This is a genomic window from Paractinoplanes deccanensis (genome assembly GCF_016862115.1).
GTDB lineage: Bacteria > Actinomycetota > Actinomycetes > Mycobacteriales > Micromonosporaceae > Actinoplanes > Actinoplanes deccanensis.
Window position 1 is genome coordinate 22,125 of record NZ_BOMI01000001.1, and the last position, 14,882, is coordinate 37,006.

Consider the following 14,882-nt stretch of genomic DNA (forward strand, 5'->3'; position numbering starts at 1 on the left):
GACTGGCCCGTTCGGACATCCGGCGACGGCGATCATCGTCCCGCACGCTCGCCTGAAAGGATCTGTTGCATTTCACGAACGCGTTGTTAGGCTCCCCGGCACCGGCCGCAGTCTCAATACCGGCGTCATTCCCATCGTGGGGAGAGAAATGGAATTCGCGCGACGGCGCAAAGTGGAGACCAGCTTCGACCTCCGGCCGGCGGAGGCCGCCAAGGGCCGCCTGCAGGCCGGCCCGGCGCAGCGGCAGATCCGCAAGCCGCGGCACGCCGGCCTCTTCCAGGCGGTGCACCGGCTCGACGCCGGCCTCGACCCGGCGGCCCGCGCGCAGCTCGCCGAGTGGATCCGCGGGGAGTACCAGAGCGAGTTCGGCGACGTGCCGCTCGGCCTGTTCGCCCTCTGCCACCTCGGCCCGCCCTACATCGACCACCGGCTCGACCTCTGGCAGTCCATCGTCGAGCACTACGCGCCCGCCGACGCGGTGCCGCAGCCGTACGCCCAGGCCCGGATGCTCGTGCGCTCGGGCGCCTACGACTTCGTCGAGGTCTACGCCAGCGGCGAGCTCCGCCCCGTCCTCAAAGACGGCTCCGTCGTCGCCTGAAAGGTCACCGAAGAGATATGAGCGATACGGATCACGGCCTGCACCGCAAGGTCGAGCGGGTCGAGTCGCTGGTGCTGCGGCTGGAACAGGGCGTCGGCCAGGTGGGCGTGCAGGTCGCGCACGTCGGCCAGCGCGCCGAGGAGGCCAACGACCGGCTCCAGAAGCTCTCGCAGGCCTTCGAGGACTACGTGCTCAAGGCCGAGCGGACCGCGAACGTGCAGCGCTCCGAGACGCGCATCGGCGTGGTCGAGGGGCAGATCGAGCACCAGTTCGGCCACTACAAGGTGGTCCGCCGGGTCGCCACCGGCATGCTCCAGGGCTTCGACCTCGGGCTGGTCTCCGACGACACGCTGCGCGACGTCGGCGAGCAGCTGATGATCGAGACGCCGCGGTACTGGCTCGCGCCGGTGCTGGTGGCGCTGCGCTCCTGGCTCGCCGACGACCAGCAGCAGTGCGAACGCGCCGTCCAGGAGGCGTTCCGCCGGTCGCCCAGCCGCACGTCGCTGTTCATGGCGTTGATGTTGCGCCGGCAGGGCCGGGTGGAGAGCTCGCTGCGCTGGCTGCGGCACTATCTGGCGGCGCTCGATCCCAACGGGCTGGGCCGCGAGTTCGCGGTGATCCTGGAGTCGGTGTCGCAGGGCGCGTTCGGGCCGGCGGGCGTCGAGATCGTCCGGGAGCGCCTCGAGGTGTGGCGCGCCCAGCTGCTCGGCGACGAGGGCCGCGAGCAGGCCCAGGTCGACCGGTGGCGGGCCGAGATCGAACGGCACGCCGGGCCGTCCTCGCAGCAGCGGTTCCCGCGGCTGGCGGCGGTCTGCCCGCAGTGGCCCCAGATGGACCAGGCGCTGTCGAAGGCCGCCGCGCACGACTCGCTGATCGCGAAGTACTCGGCGATGACGGCCGAGGAGCCGGCGGTGCGCGAGCGCCTCGAGGACCAGGTCGACGACATCCTCGACCAGCTGGTCACCGGCTACGACGAGGAGGAGCTGCCGCTGCGCCGCGAGCTCGCCCAGCACCACGCGGTGGTGCGCAACGGCGGCGACCTGGACGCGGCCCAGCGCGACCTCGGCTCCGACCTGCTCGCCCTCGACCGCCGGCTCGACTACCTGACCATCCAGTCGGAGTCGGCGCTCAACCCGGACAAGCTCGGCGTGACCCGGGCGACCCAGCGGATGGCGGTCTCCGCCTGCCACGAGTGGTTCGGCCGGGCGCACGCCACCTACAGCCGCGACTACCGGGCCACCCTGCCGGCCGACGTCGAGGCGGTCGTCGAGACCTCGCACACCCCGGCCGGCCAGGCCTTCCGGCTGCCACGCTGGACCGGCTCGTTCACCCGGCCGATCGAGGAGCTCGAACGCTCGCTCGCGGAGCACTGGGACCGGGCCGCACGGCCGTTCATCGACAGTTTCGCCTACAAGTGGGGGCGCAACCTGATCGCGCCGATCGCCGTCGTCGCGGTGCTGCTGGTCTGCGTCGGCGTCATGCAGAACCCGGCGATGCTGATCTTGCCCATCCTGGTCGGCGGCGTCTGGGCGGCGGTGCTGTGGTGGCAGTCGCAGAACGCGGCGGCGCGCCAGAAGGAGGTCGAGGACGCGCTCCAGCTGGCCAAGCTCGACTCCGTGCAGCAGCTGCGCGGCGCGGCCGCCGAGGTCGTCGACTGGTCGGGCACGTTCCGCCAGGCCGACAGCCGAGAGCCGGCCGTTCGGGCGCTCATCGCCGACCTGGCCACGGCCGGCAACGCCCCCGCACCCTTCGAGCGGCGCGTCGCCGACGCCCGGGCAGGAGCCTGACATGACCGAACCGTCCATCCCCGAGCAGCGCCGGCTCTTCCCGGCCGCCACCTCCGCCGAGGAGGTGCCGTGGGCCCGGCAGGCCACCCACCACGAGCCGGCCACCACCCGCACCCGCCGGTACGTGCGCGACCTGCCCTCGTGGGATCCGCTGCCGCCCGGCGAGATCCTCGTCAACCGGCACCGGCGGGACTGATCATGTGGGTCACCGGCGGGCACTACCAGGCCTGGGCCACGTTCCTCGAGCGCTGGGGCGCCGGGGAGAACCTCGACCCGGCCACGCTTCCCGCGCTCACCAAGGACGACTTCGCCGGCGACAGCTGGCAACGGCTGGCCGACCGGATCACCGGCGCGCTCAGCGCCAGGCTGACCGTCTGGTCGGACACGCTGGCCCGGGAGCTGTCCGCCGCCCGCGACGAGTTCGCCGCGGCCCGGGCGCTCAACCACGCGCGCTGGTCGCTGCCGCCGGTCCGCGCGCTGGCCGCCGCGCCGGGCATCCCCGAGGAGCTGCGCGGCCGGCTCATCGGTCTGGTCGACGGCCACATCGAGGCGACGCAGCGGCAGATCGACGAGCAGATCCAGCGGCTGCGCTCGGCCGGCGTGCCGCGCGCCGCGGTCGAGGCCCGGCTGCGCACCGTGCGCGACAACCCGCTGACAGCGGTGACCCGCGCGCCCCATGTCACCGGCGGCGGCTGGGACCGTGACCCGGCCGCGACCCCGCGCCGCCGCGTGATCCTCGACTGACCACCTCACGAGGGAAGACACGATGTCCAACTACGCCGAGTCCCTCAAGGACCTGGACAGCTACATCTCCGCACGCGTGCCGATCATCGGGGTGCGCAGCATCGAGCAGGTGCGCGCGCTGCGCCTGGTCAAGCAGGTCGCGGAGAGCCCGCGGCGGGCAAGCCTGCCGTTCTGGGTCTACACCCGCGCGACCGGGCTGCGCGACCTGCGCACGAACGCGCCGGCGCAGGAGGACCGGTCGCTGACCGGCGCGATGGACTTCGCGGCGCAGCAGTTCTCCAGCCGGGCCCAGGCAACGGTGATCTTCGTGGACCCGGAGGACCTGAGCGACGACAACACCGCGAGCCGGCACGTCGCCGAGCTCGCCCGGCTCGCCGACGCCAACTCGGGCAGCGTCATCATCGTGACCGACACCCCGCTCTGGGCCGGCCTCGAGCGCCTCGGCATGAGCGTCGCGCTCGACCTGCCCGACGCCACCGAGATGTACGAGGTGATCGTCGAGTTCCTCCGCGACCACCACGGCGTGGTGCCGATCGCCTGGACCGAGCAGGACGCCCGCCGGGCGGCCGAGTTCCTGGTCGGCGTCCCCGAGGGCACCGCGATCAACGTGATGGCCACGCTCGTCGCCAGGGGCTCGGTCGAGCGCGAGGACGTCGAGAAGCTGGCCGAGTTCAAGGACAAGCACTTCGGCGCCCTGGCCGGGCTCGAACGGGTGCGGCTGCGCGACGCCGAGACCGAGGTGGGCGGCCTCACCAGCCTGCGCGAGTGGCTCCGGCGCAAACAGCGGATCATGTCGGCCGACCTGCGCGGCACCGAGCTGCGGCCGCCGCGCGGCGTGCTGCTGGTCGGCGTGCCGGGCTGCGGCAAGTCGCTGTCGGCCAAGGCCATCGCCGCGGAGTGGCGGCTCCCGCTCTACCGGCTCGACCTGGGCGCCATCCTCGGGCAGTACGTGGGGCAGTCGGAGGGCCGGCTGCGCGAGGCGCTCGACACGGCCGACCGGCTCGCGCCCTGCGTGCTCTGGATCGACGAGATCGAGAAGGGCCTGGCGGGCCAGAACGACAGCACCGGCGTCAACCGGCGGCTGGTCGGCCAGTTCCTGTTCTGGCTCCAGGAGTCGCGGCACCGGGTCTTCGTGGTGGCGACCAGCAACGACGTGCGCTCGCTCCCGCCCGAGCTGCTCCGCAAGGGCCGCTTCGACGAGCTGTTCTTCGTCGACCTGCCGGACGCCGAGGACCGCCAGGAGATCATCGGCATGTACTACCGGCGGTACGTCTCGCAGCCGCCGGCGCCGGAGCTGCTGGACAAGCTGGTCGGCCTCTCGGAGGGCTTCGCCGGCGCGGACATCGAGGCGGCGCTGCACGAGGTCGGCGAGCAGGTCTACCTCAACGGCGCCGAGTCGGTGCGGCCGGACTTCGTGATGGACACGTTCACCAACACGATGCCGCTGAGCCGCACCAATCCGGAGCAGATCGAGGAGATCCGGGGCTGGGGCCGCGAGCGTGCGGTGCCGGCGGGCCGTTCGGCGGTCACGGCGTCGGCGGCGACCGGCCACCGGGGCCGGCGCGTCATGGTCTTCGGGGACTGAGCGATGAGCGACGACAACACCAGGCCGGGCGGTCTCTGGGACCTCAACTCCCTGGTCGGCGACAATGCCCAGCAGCCGTACGCGGCGCCGCCGCCACCCGCACAGCAGCCACCGCCGGTCCAGCAACCGCCGCCTGTCCAGCAACCGCCGCCGTGGACGACGCCGGGGCCGGCGGCCACCGTGCCCGGCCCGCCACCGCCGGCCCGGCGCACCGACCGGCGGATGATCGTCGCGACGGCCGTCTCGGTGCTGCTGCTCCTGGTGACCGGCGGCGTCATCGTGGCCCTGCGGTCCGGCGACGACACCCCGGCGGCTCGGCAACAGGCCACCGGCCAGGCCGCGAACGCGGACCCGGGCGTGCCGATCACCACCGAGCCCACCTTCGCCGAACCCACCCTCACGGAACCGGCCGTCACCGAGCCGGCCACGACCGCTCCCGCGGAGACGGTGCCCACCGAGAACACCGCCGTCGACCCCGACAAGGAGGCCACCGCCCGGCTGGAGCAGATCTGGCGGGAGGACCGCGCCAAGGTGACCTTCCGGGGCCAGTACGCCGCCCAGATCGCCACCAAGTACCCCGGCATCGTCGACCCGATCCAGACCACCGCCGACGGCTCGCACACCTTCATGGCGGCCGACATCCTCGCCGAGCACAGCCGGCTCCGCGAGGCGCACGACAGCGCCGCGCATCCCGTCGTCCTGATCAAGAGCACCGACTACAGCAAGCGGCAGCGGATCAACGGCCACTTCCTCTGGGCCACCTTCGCCATCGGGTCCTTCCCCGACGCCGCCGCCGTGCACGCGTGGTGCGACGCCCGGTTCGCCGACCTCACCCAGGCGCAGCGGGACAACCAGTGCGTGGTCCGGCGCCTCAACCCGGGCCGGTGAGCGACGCCCAGGTCGGGCTGGTCGCCGGGCCGGTCGCGGTCACCCGGGCCGGCGCACCGCCGTTGCGGACGCCCGTGGTGACCGCGGTGGCGGCGAGCGCCGCGCTGGCCATGGCCGCCACCGGGGTGCGGGCCGTGCTGGGCGACCCGCCCCTGCTGCTGGGCCTGGCGCTGCCGCCCGTCCTGCTGGTCGCCGTGATCGTGGCCCAGCTGCTCGGCCGCGCCGGGGAGCGCCGGTTCACCGTGCGGACCACCGCCGGGCGGTCCGTCGACTACACGCTGAGCGACGACGGGCCCGCCGACGCGCTGCGGCACAACGACATCGTCCGGGTGACCACCGGCCGTGACGGCGGCGTGCGCACCGTCGAGGTGCTCGCCGGCCTGAACGGCCCGGCCGTCCGCCGGCTCACCGCCCGGCCGGCGCTCGGGCCGGTCGCCTGGCTGGGCTACGCGGCGGCCGCCCTCCTCGTGATCGTCGCCGGGTGGGTCCTGCTCGGCGCCGGATGATCCACCGGGCGAAAAGCTTGCTGCCTCATCGGGAGATTTTCCGGGCGGATAGCATCGTCAGGGCCCACTCATGCTTTCGCGCCGGCTCCGGCTGCCGAAGGCGTACCACGAAGGAGAACACCGTGTCCGCATCCCGTACCCCCGCTGTGGCCGACCCTCTCGTCGTCCCGGCCGGGACTACGGCCGCCGACGCGGTGGCCGCAGCCGGCCTGCCGACGACGGGCCCCAAGGCGATCGTCGTCGTCCGGGACGCGTCCGGCCGCCTGCGCGACCTCGACTGGCAGCCCGAGCTCGACACCGACGTGACCCCGGTGGCGATCGACGAGCCCGACGGGCTCAACGTGCTGCGCCACTCGGCCGCCCACGTGCTCGCCCAGGCCGTGCAGGACATCTTCCCCGAGGCCAAGCTCGGCATCGGCCCGCCGATCGAGAACGGCTTCTACTACGACTTCGACGTGCCCAAGCCGTTCCAGCCCGACGACCTGAAAAAGCTCGAGAAGCGCATGCAGGAGATCGTCAAGGCCGGGCAGAGCTTCCGCCGCCGCGAGTACGCCTCGCTCGAGGAGGCCAAGGTCGAGCTGGCCCACGAGCCCTACAAGCTGGAGCTGGTCGACCTCAAGGGCGACGTCGACGCCGACGAGGTGATGGAGGTCGGTCAGGGCGAGCTGACCCACTACGACAACCTCGACAAGGACGGCAAGCGCGTCTGGGGCGACCTGTGCCGCGGCCCGCACCTGCCCACCACGCGGCTCATCCCGGCGTTCAAGCTGATGCGCTCGGCCGCCGCCTACTGGCGGGGCAGCGAGAAGAACCCGCAACTCCAGCGCATCTACGGCACCGCGTGGCCGTCGCGTGACGAGCTCAAGGCGTACCTGAACCGGCTCGCCGAGGCCGAGCGGCGCGACCACCGCAAGCTCGGCACCGAGCTCGACCTCTTCTCGTTCCCCGACGAGATCGGCAGCGGTCTCGCGGTGTTCCACCCCAAGGGTGGCGTCATCAAGCGCGAGATGGAGGACTACGTCCGGGCCCGCCACATCGCCGAGGGCTTCCAGTACGTCAGCTCGCCGCACATCACCAAGGAGGGGCTGTTCCACACCTCCGGGCACCTGCCGTACTACAAGGACACGATGTTCCCCTCGATGGAGCTGGAGGGGGCCGACTACTACCTCAAGGCCATGAACTGCCCGATGCACAACCTGATCTTCAGGTCGCGCGGGCGGTCGTACCGTGAGCTGCCGCTGCGCTTCTTCGAGTTCGGCACGGTCTACCGCTACGAGAAGTCGGGCGTGGTGCACGGCCTCACCCGGGTGCGGGGCCTCACGCAGGACGACTCGCACTCCTACGTGACCGCCGAGCAGGCGCCGGGCGAGATCAAGCACCTGCTCGACTTCGTCCGGTCGGTGCTCGACGACTTCGGGCTCGACGACTACTACCTGGAGCTGTCGACCCGCGACCCGCAGAGCGACAAGTTCATCGGCACGGACGAGCAGTGGGACAAGGCCACCAAGGTCCTCTCGGACGTGGCCGAGGAGTCCGGCCTCGACCTGGTGCTCGACCCGGGCGGCGCCGCCTTCTACGGCCCCAAGATCTCGGTGCAGGCCCGCGACGCCATCGGCCGCACGTGGCAGATGTCGACGATCCAGTACGACTTCAACCAGCCGGCCCGCTTCGGCCTCGAGTACCAGGCCGCCGACGGCTCCCGCCAGGAGCCCGTGATGATCCACGCGGCGAAGTTCGGCTCGATCGAGCGGTTCTTCGGCGTGCTGGTGGAGCACTACGCGGGCGCGTTCCCGGCCTGGCTGGCGCCGGTGCAGGTGGTCGGCATCCCGATCCGCGACGACCACGCCGCCTACCTGGAGGAGTTCGTCGCCAAGCTGCGCAAGCAGGGCATCCGCGCCGAGGTCGACCACTCCACCGAGCGCATGCAAAAGAAGATCCGCACCGCCCAGCAGCAGAAGATCCCCTTCATGGCGATCGCCGGCGACGACGACGTCAACGGGGGCACGGTCTCCTTCCGCTACCGCGACGGATCGCAGCGCAACGGCGTCGCCATCGACGACGCCGTCGCGCACGTGGTCGAGATCGTCCGGTCCCGGACGAACGTCGGCCCGTCGTTCGCCGCTCCCGCCGAGGATCAGACCTCGTCGGTCAGCTCGTAGACCTCGCTGGTGGGGTGGCCGGCGCGTTCGTGAACGCGCATGACCGCCTCCTTGCTCGGCCCGGTGCTCAGGCAGAAGACCTTGCCCGACTCCGGGTCGAGCCAGGCGCGCTCGAAGTGCACGCCCTCCTCGCCCTCGATCTTGAGGTCGGCGTCGTGGGCCTCGCTGAGCTGCTCCCGGGTGACGCCGTGGAATCCGCTGTGTACGTCCATGAATTTCGCCATACCCTCATCCTCGGGACGGGCGGCCGGTCGGACATCGGTCAGAGCACCTAACAAGGCCCGGCCGGGGACCTAAAGTCGCGGGGTGACGCTCACCAGCCCGGTGCTGATCGGACGCGACGACCTGCTCGCGCTCGCCCAGCGCCGCCTGGCCGCGGCCGCCGCCTCGAACTCCGCCGCCGCCTCGAACTCCGCCGCCTTGAGCTCCCCCTCGGGCGAGCTTCTCCTGCTGGCCGGTGAGGCGGGCATCGGGAAGACTCGACTGCTCGGCGAGATCACCCGGCGAGCCCGGGACGAGGGATTCACCGTGCTCGCCGCGGGCGCCTCGCCCGGCGACACCGAGATCGCCGGTGGGCTGCTCGCCGACCTCGGGACCGAGATGCGCCGCTCACCGGCGACGAGGGCCGCCGGGGAGCGTCTCCAGCAGCGGTTGCGCGAGCTGGCCGACGGCGATCAGCACCGGCGGCGCCGCCTGCTCGTGGCCGACCTGGCCGACGTGATCGCCTCGCCCTTCTCCCCCGCCGAGCCGCCCGGCGCCCTGGCCGGCCCCGTGCTCGTCGCCTGCGAAGACCTGCACTGGGCCGACGACCTCACACTCGACGTGCTCGGCCGGCTCGGTGCCCGCGCCAGGACGATGCCGCTGCTCGTCGTCGGCACTTACCGTAGCGACGAGCTCTACCCCCGCGTACCGATGCGGCAGTGGCGCACCCGCCTGCTCACCCAGCGGCTCGCCGAGGAGGTGCGCCTGCACCGGCTCGACCCCGCGCAGACGGCGGCGATGGCGGCCGCGATCGCCGGCGCCGACCTGCCGACGGCCGTCACCGCGTCGGTGCACGCCCGCAGCGACGGCATCCCGCTGCACGTCGAGGAGTTCCTGGCCGCCGGCGACGGCGTGCCGGAGACCCTGGCCGACGCCGTGCTCGCCCGGGCCGCCCGGCTGTCGCCGTCCGCGAAGGCCCTCGCCGAGGTCGCGTCGGTGCTGGGCCGCTCGTTCGGCCTCGACCTGCTCACCACGATCACCGGCGCGGGCCCGTCCGCTGTCGACGACGGCCTGCGCGAGCTCACCGCGCACTTCTTCGTCGTCCCCCGGGCGGACCGCGACGGCTACGACTTCCGGCACGCGCTGATCCGGGACGCCCTGTACGCCGACATCGCCCCGCACCGCCGCCGCGACCTGCACGCCCGCGCCGCCGCCGCGGCCACCGGCTTCCCCGACGCGTTCATCAGCGACCAGTACGAGCGCGCCGGCCTGACCGACCGCGCGTTCGAGCACGCGTCCCGCGCCGCGGCCGAGGCGTCGGCGATGTCCGCCCACCGCGAGGCCGTCCAGCTCTACCAGCGCGCGCGGCGCACCTGGCCGCCCACCCTCGCCCCGGCCGACCGCGCCACCCTGCTGGCCGCGCTCGCCGCCGAGCTGGCGGCCGTCGACGACAACACCGAGGCGGCGGCCTGCTACGAGCAGGCCCACCGCCTGCGCCTCGCCCTGGGCGACGGCCCCGGCGCGGCGTCGCTGGTGCCCGACTGGGTCGCCGTCCGCCACCTGCTCGGCGCCGCCCTCGACGAGCGCACCACGGCCCTGCGCGCCGCCCTCCCCCTGGTCGCCGGCCACCCCGCCGAGCGCGGCCGCATCCACGCCGCCCTGGCCGCCGCCTACATGCTCGACCGCCGCCTGACCGAGTCCATCACCGACGGCGAGGTGGCCCGCACCCTCACAGCTTCCGCCGCCGGCGCCCTCACTCCTTCTCTCGCGGACAACCCGCCCACGCCCGCCTTGGCCGATCCGCCAAACCCTGATCAGGTGCGGTGCGATCTCGATGCCACGCTGGGATCGGTGTATCTCTTCGCCGGGCGGATGGACGAAGGCACGGCCCTGCTGCGCGGCGCGATCGCGCACGCGTCGGAGCTGCGACTCGAGGCGCAGGCCGCGCGGGCCTACCGGATGCTCGGGTCCAGCATGTCGGTGCTCGTCGAATACGCGCAGGCCGAGGACGCGCTCACCCAGGGCATCGCCTACGCGGCGCGGGCCGAGCGGGTCAACGACGAGCACTACATGACCGCCCACCTCGCGCACGTGCGGTGGGCCACCGGGGCGATCGACGAGGCCGCCCGGCTGGCCCAGCACGCGCTGGCCGAGGGCGGTGGCATCACCACCGAGATCACCGCGCGGCACGTGCTCGGCTATGTGGCGCTGGCACACGGCACGGCGGACGTCGCGGAGTCGCATCTCACCGAGGCCGACCGGCTCGGCTCGGCCATGCGCGAGCTCCAGCGGCTCTCCCCCGCGTGGTGGGGCCTGGCCGAGACCGCGCTGGCCGGCGGCGACGTCGCCACGGCCGTCGACCGCTGTGAGCTGGGCTTCGCGGCCTCCGCACGCGTGCGGGACGCTGCCTACCTTTTCCCGTACGTGGTGACAGGCACCCGGGCGCACCTGGCCGCCACCGGTCCCACGGCGGCCCGCGACTGGCTGGGGCGCACGTCGGAGCTGCTGCGCGAGCGGGGCATCCCGGGCACGCTCGGCGCGATCGACCACGCGCTCGGCCTGATCCTGCTGCACGAGGGCCAGACCGGTAAGGCACGCGACGCGCTCGACAGGGCGGCCGCCTTCTGGAGCGCGCGCGGGCGTTTCTGGGAGGGCACGGCGGTCCTGCTCGATCAGGCGCGCTGCGCGACCCGGTCACGCCGCCCCGCGGCGGCCGCCGCGTGTCGCGAGGCGGCTGCCGCCGCGTACCGGAAAGCGGGTCTCGGGGGTTTGCTGCCCGCCCCCGCGGCGCCGAGGCTGCCCGCCCTCTCCGCGCGCGAGATGGAGGTGGCGCTGCTCGTCGCCGAGGGCCGGACGAACCGCGAGATCGCCGCGGCCCTGACCATCGCGCCGAAGACGGCGGCCGCGCACGTCGAGCACATCCGCACCAAGCTGGGCGTCTCGCGGCGGGCGCAGATCGCTACCTGGGTGACCGCGCGGTCCCGTGCCGCGGCGACGCCATGAAGACCGCGAGCCGGTCGAGCTAGCCGGCGAGCAGTTCGAGCGTGTCGATGACCCGGTTGGAGAAGCCCCACTCGTTGTCGTACCAGGCGACGACCTTGATGTGCCGGCCGTCGACGCGGGTCAGCGCCGAGTCGAAGATGGACGACGCCGGGTTGCCCACGATGTCCGACGAGACCAGCGCGTCCTCCGAGTATTCGAGGATGCCCGCCAGCGGGCCGTTCGCCGCCGCCCGGTAGGCCTCGAGCACCTGCTCGCGGGTCACGTCCTTGCCGACCATCGTGTTGAGCTCCACGATCGACCCCACCGGCACCGGCACGCGGATCGAGTCGCCGGAGAGCTTGCCGTCGAGCTTCGGCAGCACCTTGCCGATCGCCTTCGCCGCGCCCGTGGTGGTCGGCACGATGTTCACCGCCGCGGCGCGGGCCCGGCGGGCGTCCCGGTGCGGGCCGTCCTGCAGGTTCTGCTCCTGCGTGTACGCGTGCACGGTCGTCATGAAGCCGTGCTCGATGCCCGCCAGCTCGTCGAGCACGTGGGCGAGCGGGGCCAGCGCGTTCGTCGTGCACGACGCGTTCGAGATGATCGTGTGCGCGTCCGGGTCGTACGCCTCCGTGTTGACCCCGACCGCGATGGTCACGTCCGCGCCGTCCGAGGGCGCCCCGACGAGCACCTTGCGGGCGCCGGCCTCGATGTGCGCCCGGGCCGCCTTCGCCGAGGTGAAGCGGCCGGTCGCCTCCAGGACGACGTCGACGCCGAGCTCCTTCCACGGCAGGCCGGCGGGATCACGCTCGGCGAGCACCTTGATGCGCCGGCCGTCGACCACGAGGGTGTCACCGTCGACGGTCACCGGCCGGCCGAGCCGTCCCGCCGTGCTGTCGAAGGCGAGCAGCCGTGCCAGGGCGGTAGGCTCGGCGAGATCGTTCACCGCGACGATCTCGAGCTTGCTGTCCCGTTCGAGCAGGGCGCGGAGCACGTTGCGCCCGATGCGGCCAAATCCGTTGATCGCGATGCGTGTCATGCCCTAGAGACTTCCGCGCGGCGGCGAAACGTGACAGCGGCGGGAGCGCCATGGTCCGCAAGGATCACGCCACGTCGTTGCGGGCGAAGGTGTGCCGGTACTCGCTCGGCGTCGTGCCCAGGATCTGCCGGAAGTGCAGCCGCAGGTTCGCGCCCGTGCCGAGCCCCACGTCCGCGGCGATCTGCTCCACGCTGCGCTCCGACCGTTCGAGCAGCTCACGCGCCATGTCGATGCGCGCGCGCATCACCCACTGCATCGGCGTGTATCCGGTGTCCTCGACGAAACGGCGGGAGAACGTCCGCGCGGAGACCGCCGCGTGGCGGGCCAGGATCTCCAGCGTCAGCGGCTTGCTCAGCCGGTGCAGGGCCCATTCCCGCGTCGCCGCGAACCTCTCGCCCAGCGGTTCCGGCACGCTGCGCGGCACATACTGCGCCTGACCACCACTGCGGTACGGCGCCGCGACCAACCGCCGAGCCGCATGGTTGGAAGCGGCCACACCCAGGTCGCCGCGCAGGATGTGCAGGCAGAGGTCGATGCCGGACGCCGCGCCGGCGGACGTCAGCACACTCCCCTCGTCCACGAAGAGCACGTTCTCGTCGACCCGCACCTCCGGATGCTTCGCCGCGAGCTGCCGCGTGTAGTGCCAGTGCGTCGTCGCCCGCTTCCCGTCGAGCAGCCCGGTCGCCGCCAGCGCGAACGCCCCCGTCGAGATCGCCGCGAGCCGGGTGCCGCCCTGATGCGCCGCGCGCAGCGCCTCGACCACCGGCCCCGGCGGATCCTCCCGGTCCGGGTGCCGGTATCCGGGGATGAACGCGATGTCCGCCCACCGCAGCGCGTCCAGCCCGTCCGCGACGTGATACGACAGCCCGTCACCACCCGTCACCAGACCGGGCCTCGCCCCGCAGACCCTGACCTCGTACGGCATGCTCGCCCGAGTGGTGAACACTTGCGCCGGAATGCCGACGTCGAGCGGTTTCGCCCCTTCGAGCACGAGCACAGCAACACGGTTCAGGCGAGTAGCGGCCACCGGCACAAGGTATCCGGCCCGCACCCGCTGACGTCGGGCGCCGATGGCGTCCGCGATGCCCTTGTGCGACACGTGCGCGGTCATGCCGCCGTCCACCGCGAGCTCCGCCCCGGTCATGTAGGCGGAGGCGCCCGACATCAGGAGGACCATCAGCGGCGCGATGTCGTCGACCGTGCCGGTGCGCCCGAGCCGTGGGGCGAGTCGTGCTCGGCCGAGGCGTGGGTCAATCCTCCGCCAGGGTGGGGCCGCCAAGCGAAGGCGCCGCCACCGTCGGCTCGATACGTCGCGGCCCCCGCGACGTAGCGATGCAGGAAGCCGATCACGGCGTCCCTCGAACAGTGGTTCAGCGACTCGTGCGGCACGCCGTCGGCGTCGATGCCCGCCCGGCGTTCCCCCATCGTCGTCGCGCCGCGGCGATCACCGACGCCAGCGCCAGCCGAACTCGGCGTCCGTGGGCTCGGGCCCGGGCAGCTCGTCGCCGGCGCGGATGCCGTCGAGGACCAGGGTGAGATAGCGGTCGCGCAGCACCTTGGTGCGCTCGGCGTCCGGCACCCGCACGGCCGCGCACATCTCCAGCACCATCGTCACATCGGCCAGCACAAACCCGGACCGCACCGCCGGCCGCGCCCGCTCGAGCAGCTCAGCGACCAGCTCACTCGCGCGCACAGCGTCGGCGTTCATGTCCTCGGTCGGCGTGAACGTGCCCGCCAGGTGAACCGTCAGCGAGTGCACATCCGCCTCGACCACCGTTCGCAGGAAGCCCTCGAACGCCGACCACCCGTCCGGATCGTCCCTGGCGTCCTCAGCCGCGGCGATGAAGAGCTTGAGCCCACCGTGGCACAACGTGCGGAGCAGGTCTTCCTTGTTCGCGTAACGCCGGTAGAGCGCACTGATGCCCACGCCGGCCCGCTCCGCCACATCGGAGATCGGCGCCCGCTTGTCAGCAATGAAAACGTCCCGCGCCGCCCCAAGAATCGCCGCATCATTCTGCGCCGCCCGAAGCGCCCGCGCCGAGATAGCCATGCCCCCACCATACCGGAACGGAACGTTCCGCTCCGCAATCCTCACGGACGGAATGCTCCGTTCCCTAAGGGCCGGGGCCGTAGCCCGCTCCAGCCAGCCGAGCTGCACCGCCACCACCCCACCGCCGCCAAGACCACCACGGCACCATCGGACCAGCGCACTCCGCTTCGCCCCAACCAAGCCGGCCCCATCACTCAACCGGAACGGAACGCTCCGCTCCGCCGAGGCCCCTTCGCGCCCGCCCCCGGACCGGAACGGAACGCTCCGCTCCGCCGAGATCCCTCCGCGCCACCACCGGACCGGAACGGAACACTCCGCTCCGCCGAGATCCCTCCGCGCCACCACC

At 72.7% G+C, this 14,882-nt stretch carries 13 protein-coding genes; 9 read left to right on the forward strand and 4 right to left on the reverse strand.

Annotated elements, in window-relative coordinates; genetic code table 11:
• The first annotated feature begins 148 nt into the window (after nucleotides 1–148).
• From Ade02nite_RS00075 to thrS, 8 genes are all read left to right on the forward strand, one after another.
• A complete protein-coding gene (locus tag Ade02nite_RS00075; RefSeq protein ID WP_239168399.1) occupies nucleotides 149–598 on the forward strand; it encodes a hypothetical protein in 450 nt (149 codons plus the stop codon).
• A gap of 17 nt (nucleotides 599–615) precedes the next feature.
• Nucleotides 616–2,385 (forward strand): hypothetical protein, encoded by a 1,770-nt coding sequence (locus tag Ade02nite_RS00080; RefSeq protein WP_203759227.1) that lies wholly within the window; start codon nucleotides 616–618, stop codon nucleotides 2,383–2,385.
• A 1-nt stretch (nucleotide 2,386) separates the two neighbouring features.
• Nucleotides 2,387–2,581 carry a hypothetical protein gene (locus Ade02nite_RS00085; RefSeq protein WP_203759229.1) on the forward strand — a complete coding sequence of 65 codons (195 nt, stop codon included), beginning with the start codon at nucleotides 2,387–2,389 and terminating at the stop codon, nucleotides 2,579–2,581.
• Nucleotides 2,582–2,583: 2 nt separating this feature from the next.
• Nucleotides 2,584–3,129, forward strand: coding sequence for a hypothetical protein (locus Ade02nite_RS00090; RefSeq protein ID WP_203759230.1), 546 nt, complete (start codon nucleotides 2,584–2,586; stop codon nucleotides 3,127–3,129).
• Between the two features lie 22 nt (nucleotides 3,130–3,151).
• Nucleotides 3,152–4,714 carry an AAA family ATPase gene (locus Ade02nite_RS00095; RefSeq protein ID WP_203759232.1) on the forward strand — a complete coding sequence of 521 codons (1,563 nt, stop codon included), beginning with the start codon at nucleotides 3,152–3,154 and terminating at the stop codon, nucleotides 4,712–4,714.
• A gap of 3 nt (nucleotides 4,715–4,717) precedes the next feature.
• The gene (locus Ade02nite_RS00100) at nucleotides 4,718–5,602 is read left to right on the forward strand and encodes a hypothetical protein (RefSeq protein ID WP_203759234.1); all 885 of its coding nucleotides are present in this window, start codon (nucleotides 4,718–4,720) and stop codon (nucleotides 5,600–5,602) included.
• A complete protein-coding gene (locus tag Ade02nite_RS00105; protein WP_203759236.1) occupies nucleotides 5,599–6,108 on the forward strand; it encodes a hypothetical protein in 510 nt (169 codons plus the stop codon). The genes Ade02nite_RS00100 and Ade02nite_RS00105 overlap by 4 nt, the downstream gene beginning before the upstream one ends.
• Before the next feature lie 122 nt (nucleotides 6,109–6,230).
• Complete coding sequence (thrS, locus tag Ade02nite_RS00110; protein ID WP_203759238.1) at nucleotides 6,231–8,267, forward strand: threonine--tRNA ligase; 2,037 nt, start codon at nucleotides 6,231–6,233, stop codon at nucleotides 8,265–8,267.
• Here thrS and Ade02nite_RS00115 read toward each other — a convergent pair.
• Nucleotides 8,243–8,491, reverse strand: a complete 249-nt coding sequence (locus Ade02nite_RS00115; protein ID WP_203759240.1) for an SCO4226 family nickel-binding protein — start codon at nucleotides 8,489–8,491, stop codon at nucleotides 8,243–8,245. The genes thrS and Ade02nite_RS00115 overlap by 25 nt on opposite strands.
• 82 nt (nucleotides 8,492–8,573) lie before the next feature.
• Here Ade02nite_RS00115 and Ade02nite_RS00120 point away from each other — a divergent pair, with 82 nt between their 5' ends.
• Nucleotides 8,574–11,471, forward strand: a complete 2,898-nt coding sequence (locus Ade02nite_RS00120) for a helix-turn-helix transcriptional regulator (protein ID WP_203759242.1) — start codon at nucleotides 8,574–8,576, stop codon at nucleotides 11,469–11,471.
• Between the two features lie 19 nt (nucleotides 11,472–11,490).
• Here Ade02nite_RS00120 and gap read toward each other — a convergent pair whose 3' ends face one another.
• From gap to Ade02nite_RS00135, 3 genes are all read right to left on the reverse strand, one after another.
• Nucleotides 11,491–12,486, reverse strand: coding sequence for a type I glyceraldehyde-3-phosphate dehydrogenase (gene gap / locus Ade02nite_RS00125; RefSeq protein ID WP_203759244.1), 996 nt, complete (start codon nucleotides 12,484–12,486; stop codon nucleotides 11,491–11,493).
• A 64-nt stretch (nucleotides 12,487–12,550) separates the two neighbouring features.
• Nucleotides 12,551–13,765 (reverse strand): GlxA family transcriptional regulator, encoded by a 1,215-nt coding sequence (locus Ade02nite_RS00130; RefSeq protein WP_203759246.1) that lies wholly within the window; start codon nucleotides 13,763–13,765, stop codon nucleotides 12,551–12,553.
• A gap of 165 nt (nucleotides 13,766–13,930) precedes the next feature.
• Nucleotides 13,931–14,581, reverse strand: coding sequence for a TetR/AcrR family transcriptional regulator (locus Ade02nite_RS00135; RefSeq protein ID WP_239168401.1), 651 nt, complete (start codon nucleotides 14,579–14,581; stop codon nucleotides 13,931–13,933).
• Between the last annotated feature and the right edge of the window lie 301 nt (nucleotides 14,582–14,882).

What these genes read in the sequence shown, in the direction of transcription:
- Ade02nite_RS00100 (WP_203759234.1), top strand. Translation starts at nt 4,718, where the DNA reads ATGAGCGACGACAACACCAGGCCGGGCGGTCTCTGGGACCTCAACTCC.
- Ade02nite_RS00115 (WP_203759240.1), bottom strand. Translation starts at nt 8,491, where the DNA reads ATGGCGAAATTCATGGACGTACACAGCGGATTCCACGGCGTCACCCGG.
- Ade02nite_RS00095 (WP_203759232.1), top strand. Translation starts at nt 3,152, where the DNA reads ATGTCCAACTACGCCGAGTCCCTCAAGGACCTGGACAGCTACATCTCC.
- Ade02nite_RS00090 (WP_203759230.1), top strand. Translation starts at nt 2,584, where the DNA reads ATGTGGGTCACCGGCGGGCACTACCAGGCCTGGGCCACGTTCCTCGAG.
- Ade02nite_RS00085 (WP_203759229.1), top strand. Translation starts at nt 2,387, where the DNA reads ATGACCGAACCGTCCATCCCCGAGCAGCGCCGGCTCTTCCCGGCCGCC.
- Ade02nite_RS00080 (WP_203759227.1), top strand. Translation starts at nt 616, where the DNA reads ATGAGCGATACGGATCACGGCCTGCACCGCAAGGTCGAGCGGGTCGAG.
- Ade02nite_RS00075 (WP_239168399.1), top strand. Translation starts at nt 149, where the DNA reads ATGGAATTCGCGCGACGGCGCAAAGTGGAGACCAGCTTCGACCTCCGG.
- gap (WP_203759244.1), bottom strand. Translation starts at nt 12,486, where the DNA reads ATGACACGCATCGCGATCAACGGATTTGGCCGCATCGGGCGCAACGTG.